Below are 6,000 nucleotides of genomic sequence, written 5' to 3'. Positions count from 1 at the left end.
TTCAGAACGTCGTGAGACAGTTCGGTCCCTATCCGTCGTGGGCGCAGGAAATTTGAGAGGAGCTGTCCTTAGTACGAGAGGACCGGGATGGACGCACCGCTGGTGTACCAGTTGTCTTGCCAAAGGCATCGCTGGGTAGCTATGTGCGGAAGGGATAAGTGCTGAAAGCATCTAAGCATGAAGCCCCCCTCGAGATGAGATTTCCCATAGCGTCAAGCTAGTAAGATCCCTGAAAGATGATCAGGTTGATAGGTCAGAGGTGGAAGCGTGGCGACATGTGGAGCTGACTGATACTAATCGATCGAGGACTTAACCAAAACGAAAAGCGGAGGCGACTGTTCAACTTCGAGAGACGTTGGAGAGCCGTTCATTCAAATCCTGGTTTTGGGTTTGGAGGGACGGATCGAAACGGCCGAGAAGTTAGGAGCCGAAGCTAGACAAGTCATTGGTGAATACTCGGTAAATACTTCTTCATACATTATCTAGTTTTGAGGGAACGAAAAAAAGTAAATTTCCTCTTGAAAAATGATAAAAAGACGGTATAATAATACTTGTCTTTGAAAAATAGTCTGGTGGCGATGGCGAGAAGGTCACACCCGTTCCCATACCGAACACGGAAGTTAAGCTTCTCAGCGCCGATGGTAGTTAGGGGCTGTCCCCTTGTGAGAGTAGGACGCTGCCGGGCTGTTTTAAAAATACCACTTTTCCGCAGTAGCTCAGTGGTAGAGCATTCGGCTGTTAACCGAACGGTCGCAGGTTCGAATCCTGCCTGCGGAGCCAAAAATGGAGAGCTGTCCGAGTGGCCGAAGGAGCACGATTGGAAATCGTGTATACGCTAACCGCGTATCAAGGGTTCAAATCCCTTGCTCTCCGCCATATAAATTTCATATTGGCCCCTTGGTCAAGCGGTTAAGACACCGCCCTTTCACGGCGGTAACACGGGTTCGAATCCCGTAGGGGTCACCATTTTGGAGGATTAGCTCAGCTGGGAGAGCATCTGCCTTACAAGCAGAGGGTCGGCGGTTCGATCCCGTCATCCTCCACCATATTATTATCGCGGGGTGGAGCAGTCCGGTAGCTCGTCGGGCTCATAACCCGAAGGTCGCAGGTTCAAATCCTGCCCCCGCAATCTGGTCCGGTAGTTCAGTTGGTTAGAATGCCTGCCTGTCACGCAGGAGGTCGCGGGTTCGAGTCCCGTCCGGACCGCCATTTTTACAAAATTAATACAAAATGCCTCAGTAGCTCAGTCGGTAGAGGATTTTAAAAGAATGCAGCTGCGAAGCTTTTCATCATCGAATAGCATGCTTTTAAAATCTGCGACAAAGAACGCAGGGCTTTGAAGCACATGTGTTTAGATTTAGGGATATAATATTATTTTGGCTCAGTAGCTCAGTCGGTAGAGCAAAGGACTGAAAATCCTTGTGTCGGCGGTTCGATTCCGTCCTGAGCCACCTTTTAATTTGATTAGCCGGTGTAGCTCAATTGGTAGAGCAACTGACTTGTAATCAGTAGGTTGGGGGTTCAAGTCCTCTCGCCGGCACCATCTTTTCATGTTAATATGGAGGGGTAGCGAAGTGGCTAAACGCGGCGGACTGTAAATCCGCTCCTTCGGGTTCGGCAGTTCGAATCTGCCCCCCTCCACCATTTATATAGGGGTATAGTTTAATGGTAAAACGAAGGTCTCCAAAACCTTTGATGTGGGTTCGATTCCTACTACCCCTGCCAATATGATTATGGCGGCTGTGGCGAAGTGGTTAACGCATCGGATTGTGGCTCCGACACTCGTGGGTTCGATTCCCATCAGTCGCCCCATAATTTTTAGGAAACAGTACAAGGGTACTCTCATATAAATGTACTAAGAAATGATCATTGGGCTATAGCCAAGCGGTAAGGCACCGGACTTTGACTCCGTCACTCGCAGGTTCGAATCCTGCTAGCCCAGCCATTTTGCGGAAGTAGTTCAGTGGTAGAACATCACCTTGCCAAGGTGGGGGTCGCGGGTTCGAATCCCGTCTTCCGCTCCAGAATTTCTTATCTTTATGGCGGCATAGCCAAGTGGTAAGGCAGAGGTCTGCAAAACCTTTACCACCGGTTCGAATCCGGTTGCCGCCTCCATAATCTAAATCTTGATACGCTGATATACGCCGGGGTGGCGGAACTGGCAGACGCACAGGACTTAAAATCCTGCGGTAGGTGACTACCGTACCGGTTCGATTCCGGTCCTCGGCACCACAAGATTTAATTCATTTTAATATGCCGGTGTGGCGGAATTGGCAGACGCGCACGACTCAAAATCGTGTTCCTTCTGGAGTGTCGGTTCGACCCCGACCACCGGTAGTACCTATAAGGCTCAAAACCTTATGAAAAGAGACTTTCAACGTTCTGTTGAAGGTCTTTTTTTGTGTAGTTTACTAAGTAAAAATCGTGTGCCTTGAATCGTGTGCCTTGAGGTGAAATTATGGGTAAAAGACGAGGAACATTATCTGAGGAAGAATTAAATCTAATAAGAAACACAGATACTGAGGAAGAGGCATTTAAAGCATTCTTTCGTGATTGCCAACTTAGAAATTTGAGACCAGCAACCATTGTGTATTATCGAAGAGAAATTGAAGCTGCAAAGAAGAGAATGGGAAAGCCGTTAACATCCTGGAAAGAAAAAGATGTTGAAGAATTTATCCTGGCTAGTAAAAATACTACGAGTGTAACTTCTATTAATACTCGGCTGAGAGCGCTCCGTTCATTCTTTAATTTCGTACATAAAAAGAAAATCATCAAGAAGAATCCTATGAAGAACATTAAACTTTTAAGAGATCGAAAGAAGGAAATTGAAACGTTAGATAATAAAGAAATTGAACTATTGCTAAATACCATTAGAAAGAAGAAAACATTTGTTTCTTTTCGTGATGAAGTAATCCTTCTGGTCTTTCTTGATACAGGTGTTAGATTATCTGAACTTGTTGGAATTGAAGTTGATGATATTCAAGGAAATAAAATACGGATCAGAATGACAAAAAACTTATTTGAAAGAACTGTATACATATCTGAAATTACACAAGAGCAAATAAGTAAGTATTTGAAGCTGCGAGGGGAAGTTAATACAAATAAACTATTCATCAGTCAGGATGACAAGGTATTGAATCGACACAGTATTCAAACAAGGTTCCAAAAGTATGGAAAGGAAGCTAACATCGGAAAGCGAGTAAGTCCTCATACATTCCGGCATACCATGGCTAAACGAATGATTATGTCAGGGGTAGATGCATTCACATTAATGACCATATTAGGCCATAGTGACATGACAATCACTAAGAGATATGAAACCTATGGGGACCTGATATTGAGAAGAAACACAGGCAATATGGAGCTTTAAATGGATTGAAAATTTAAGGATAATATTACCAACTTATATTTTACGTTATTACTTTAAAGTGTTAAAATATAATTATAAATAAAAACCTTGTTCATTATAGAGCTGGAACTCTAGAACAAGGTCTATACATATACAGAAGAATGTTCTTCTACTTTTATAGTAGCAAGTTTCTTCTTCTGTGTCAAAAGGAGAAGAGGGGAAAAATGAACTTATTATCAATTCTTGGTGGTAACGCATTCGTGATGTTCAACAAAGAAGTAGCAAGAGAAGTATCAGTCAATGGAGCAATCATCTTTGGTCAACTATGCAGCAGCTATGAAAGTTTCGGAAGTAAGGATATGCTTACTATTCGTGATGGAAAAGAGTTCTTCTACTTAACAAGTGAAGTAATTGAAGAAGAAACAGCTCTATCTTACAAACAGCAAGTGAAAGCAATCAAGGATTTAGAAGAAGCTGGCTACATCGAGTCTGTAATCATGGGTACACCAGCGAGAAAGTACTTCCATATTACAAACAAAATTCTGAAGTTGTATCTTCCAAAAGAAAATAGCAGCTCTGACAAAAAGGAAGAACTGAACGAAGAACAAGAGCCTGAAAACATAGTAAAGGAGCAGCCTGCTGTTTTCTCCAGCTATGACCAAAGGGAAAACCTTGCGAGTAACAAAGGTCAAGACAAGCCTAACCAAAAGAGACAGGCATATAAAAATATAAATGAAAAAGAACAATTTAAAAATAAAAAGAATAATTTTGTTAACAAAGAAGGTAACAATCAAGATATTATCAATTCTTTAGTTCTTGAATTCATGGATAAAGGGCTCAGTAAATCTGTTTGTTTTCGAGTTTTAGACGAGATAGGAAATAAAGACGATATTTGGAATTTTGAATTATATTTTAGAAGCTGCTTACAAAATACGCTGTATCGTTCTAATGTTAAGCATGGAAGAATAAATCCTATTGAAAAGATTAAGAAAAATGCTGAAAGTAGTGGAATTTCATTCTATAACTGGCTTGAAGAATGAATTAGACCGTATAAACATTCACTTATTTTTAAATCAGGTTTAGGATATACTTCCATATTTTTCTTGAATATAAATTTGGAACTTGTTACCATAAAAATATGGAGGTATGTTTAACATGAAAAAAATTCTTCTTACTAGTCTATCTGTTGTCGTTGCTGGAACTGTTTGGTTTGGTGTAAGTAATCAAAAACCTTCCGAAGCTAATGCTGATGAAGAAGTAAATGAGCCACTTGTACTTACTGTAGCTGATGAAAATTTAGAAGAGAACGGAACTATCTCTGATGCAATTCATAACGCTTCAATCTTCTTAGATGGAGCAATTGCTACTGCTTCAAACTTCTCTGAGGTTCTAAATATTGAAGTTGTGGAAGAGTATTCTAATGATGCAGTTGAAGTTGCTGAGAATCGTTCGGCCCATCCAAAAGTATTGGATAAGCTAAAACAGTCAAAGGAGCTTGTTCAACAAGCTGTTGCAGATCAAGATCTTTCTAAACTTCAAAAAGCTAACCAACTTCTCTTAGGCCTTGACCTGGAGTTCAACTCTGATATATTTACCGACAAGATGATTGAAGATATTGAATCAAAACTTAAATAAGGGTGATGTTCTTGGAAGACAAGAAATGGACCGCAGAGAGAATATTGGATGATATCAAGCAGTTTCAAAAGGAAATGAATGAACGATTTGATAAAGTTGAAGAGAAGATTGACAGATTGGAAGAAGTCAACAAAGAGGAAGTAAAATCGACAGCGGAAGAAATTTTAAAATTGATCGAGACAATGGACAATTCTGAAAGATGGAAGCTGCTTAATGAACTTTATGATAAGCACTACAATGTAAGAAATCTTCCAAAAGCAAAGATTGATGAAGATTATTGATTTTTAATGTTTTCCTGAAGCCTAAAATCAGCCCAAGTTTAATTTTAAAAGAATATTAATAAATGAATTTTAATGTCATATGGGCTGATAGACACTAATGAACGACTGTCAGAAAAATTATGCTGAACAAAACCATATTATGATTTGCTGTTAAATTAATATGAAAGCTAAAATAAGATAAAAGGCTGGAATAAGTCTCCTTCTTCTTTGGAAAAACGATAAAGTTCTGTATCTGGATATTTTTCAGAAGGTTTTTTCATTTTTATATAGTCATTCATTTTAACACTTAATTCAACATACTTACTGTTCATAATTCCATTGGCGCAAGACCAAATGTAAGCTTGTCTCAAGTTGATAAAAGCAGCTACTTTTCTTTCTTGGTCTCCTTCTTTTTTGTAAAGGACGATCATATGTAATCACCTCATTGTACGTATCTTAATATTATAGCAGATTAGTAAATTTGTCGGGCATCTTAATGTCCGATTTTTTATTTATAAAATTCTCATTTTATACTATTTTTAGTGTAGTATACTTTTTATTCTAGAGTAGTATAAACTTTGGTCAAAAGTAGTATACGGATTATACTCTAACTAACTTTATTAAACTACCTTTATATATAACTGTGACTGCTAAACTAAAGTAGACAGTTTTTGCTAGATAAGATGAAACACTTATTTACCCTAATATACCAGTAAAATATATAGCTCCTCCATTGTATGATGATGGTTTGATTCT

General features: G+C 39.4%; 5 protein-coding genes, 16 tRNA genes and 2 rRNA genes (1 of these 23 running past the window's edge). 22 read left to right on the top strand and 1 reads right to left on the bottom strand.

Annotated elements, in window-relative coordinates:
• The 22 genes from NSQ49_RS07055 to NSQ49_RS06950 all read left to right on the top strand — a co-directional run.
• A 23S ribosomal RNA gene (locus NSQ49_RS07055) occupies positions 1-317 on the top strand; it begins 2,619 nt to the left of the window's first position.
• 251 nt (positions 318-568) lie between these two features.
• Positions 569-685, top strand: a 5S ribosomal RNA gene (gene rrf / locus NSQ49_RS07050).
• Between the two features lie 20 nt (positions 686-705).
• Positions 706-780, top strand: a tRNA-Asn gene (locus tag NSQ49_RS07045).
• Between the two features lie 5 nt (positions 781-785).
• Positions 786-876 (top strand) — tRNA-Ser (locus NSQ49_RS07040).
• 15 nt (positions 877-891) lie between these two features.
• A tRNA-Glu gene (locus NSQ49_RS07035) sits at positions 892-966 on the top strand.
• Between the two features lie 4 nt (positions 967-970).
• Positions 971-1,046 (top strand) — tRNA-Val (locus tag NSQ49_RS07030).
• Between the two features lie 9 nt (positions 1,047-1,055).
• A tRNA-Met gene (locus NSQ49_RS07025) sits at positions 1,056-1,129 on the top strand.
• A 3-nt stretch (positions 1,130-1,132) separates the two neighbouring features.
• Positions 1,133-1,209 (top strand) — tRNA-Asp (locus NSQ49_RS07020).
• Between the two features lie 169 nt (positions 1,210-1,378).
• Positions 1,379-1,451, top strand: a tRNA-Phe gene (locus tag NSQ49_RS07015).
• 16 nt (positions 1,452-1,467) lie between these two features.
• Positions 1,468-1,543: transfer RNA gene (locus NSQ49_RS07010), tRNA-Thr, on the top strand.
• A gap of 17 nt (positions 1,544-1,560) precedes the next feature.
• Positions 1,561-1,644: transfer RNA gene (locus NSQ49_RS07005), tRNA-Tyr, on the top strand.
• Between the two features lie 7 nt (positions 1,645-1,651).
• A tRNA-Trp gene (locus tag NSQ49_RS07000) sits at positions 1,652-1,725 on the top strand.
• 11 nt (positions 1,726-1,736) lie between these two features.
• Positions 1,737-1,812 (top strand) — tRNA-His (locus tag NSQ49_RS06995).
• A 58-nt stretch (positions 1,813-1,870) separates the two neighbouring features.
• Positions 1,871-1,945 (top strand) — tRNA-Gln (locus tag NSQ49_RS06990).
• Positions 1,946-1,949: 4 nt separating this feature from the next.
• Positions 1,950-2,024: transfer RNA gene (locus tag NSQ49_RS06985), tRNA-Gly, on the top strand.
• Between the two features lie 17 nt (positions 2,025-2,041).
• A tRNA-Cys gene (locus NSQ49_RS06980) sits at positions 2,042-2,115 on the top strand.
• A gap of 28 nt (positions 2,116-2,143) precedes the next feature.
• A tRNA-Leu gene (locus NSQ49_RS06975) sits at positions 2,144-2,232 on the top strand.
• A 23-nt stretch (positions 2,233-2,255) separates the two neighbouring features.
• Positions 2,256-2,337, top strand: a tRNA-Leu gene (locus tag NSQ49_RS06970).
• A gap of 121 nt (positions 2,338-2,458) precedes the next feature.
• Positions 2,459-3,370: a tyrosine-type recombinase/integrase gene (locus NSQ49_RS06965; RefSeq protein WP_251284745.1), complete on the top strand. Its 912-nt coding sequence runs from the start codon at positions 2,459-2,461 to the stop codon at positions 3,368-3,370.
• 203 nt (positions 3,371-3,573) lie between these two features.
• Positions 3,574-4,389 carry a hypothetical protein gene (locus tag NSQ49_RS06960; RefSeq protein ID WP_251284746.1) on the top strand — a complete coding sequence of 272 codons (816 nt, stop codon included), beginning with the start codon at positions 3,574-3,576 and terminating at the stop codon, positions 4,387-4,389.
• 115 nt (positions 4,390-4,504) lie between these two features.
• On the top strand, positions 4,505-4,984 hold the full coding sequence (locus NSQ49_RS06955) for a hypothetical protein (protein WP_251284747.1): 480 nt from the start codon (positions 4,505-4,507) through the stop codon (positions 4,982-4,984).
• An 11-nt stretch (positions 4,985-4,995) separates the two neighbouring features.
• A complete protein-coding gene (locus NSQ49_RS06950) occupies positions 4,996-5,265 on the top strand; it encodes a TipAS antibiotic-recognition domain-containing protein (RefSeq protein ID WP_251284748.1) in 270 nt (89 codons plus the stop codon).
• Positions 5,266-5,432: 167 nt separating this feature from the next.
• Here NSQ49_RS06950 and NSQ49_RS06945 read toward each other — a convergent pair whose 3' ends face one another.
• Complete coding sequence (locus tag NSQ49_RS06945; RefSeq protein WP_251284749.1) at positions 5,433-5,675, bottom strand: hypothetical protein; 243 nt, start codon at positions 5,673-5,675, stop codon at positions 5,433-5,435.
• Positions 5,676-6,000: the final 325 nt, after the last annotated feature.

The sequence above is a fragment of the Cytobacillus sp. FSL R5-0377 genome (assembly GCF_038004385.1).
Taxonomy (GTDB): Bacteria; Bacillota; Bacilli; order Bacillales; family Cytobacillaceae; genus Cytobacillus.
The sequence above is the reverse complement of the archived record's forward strand: the minus strand, read 5'-3'. Positions and strand labels throughout refer to the sequence as shown.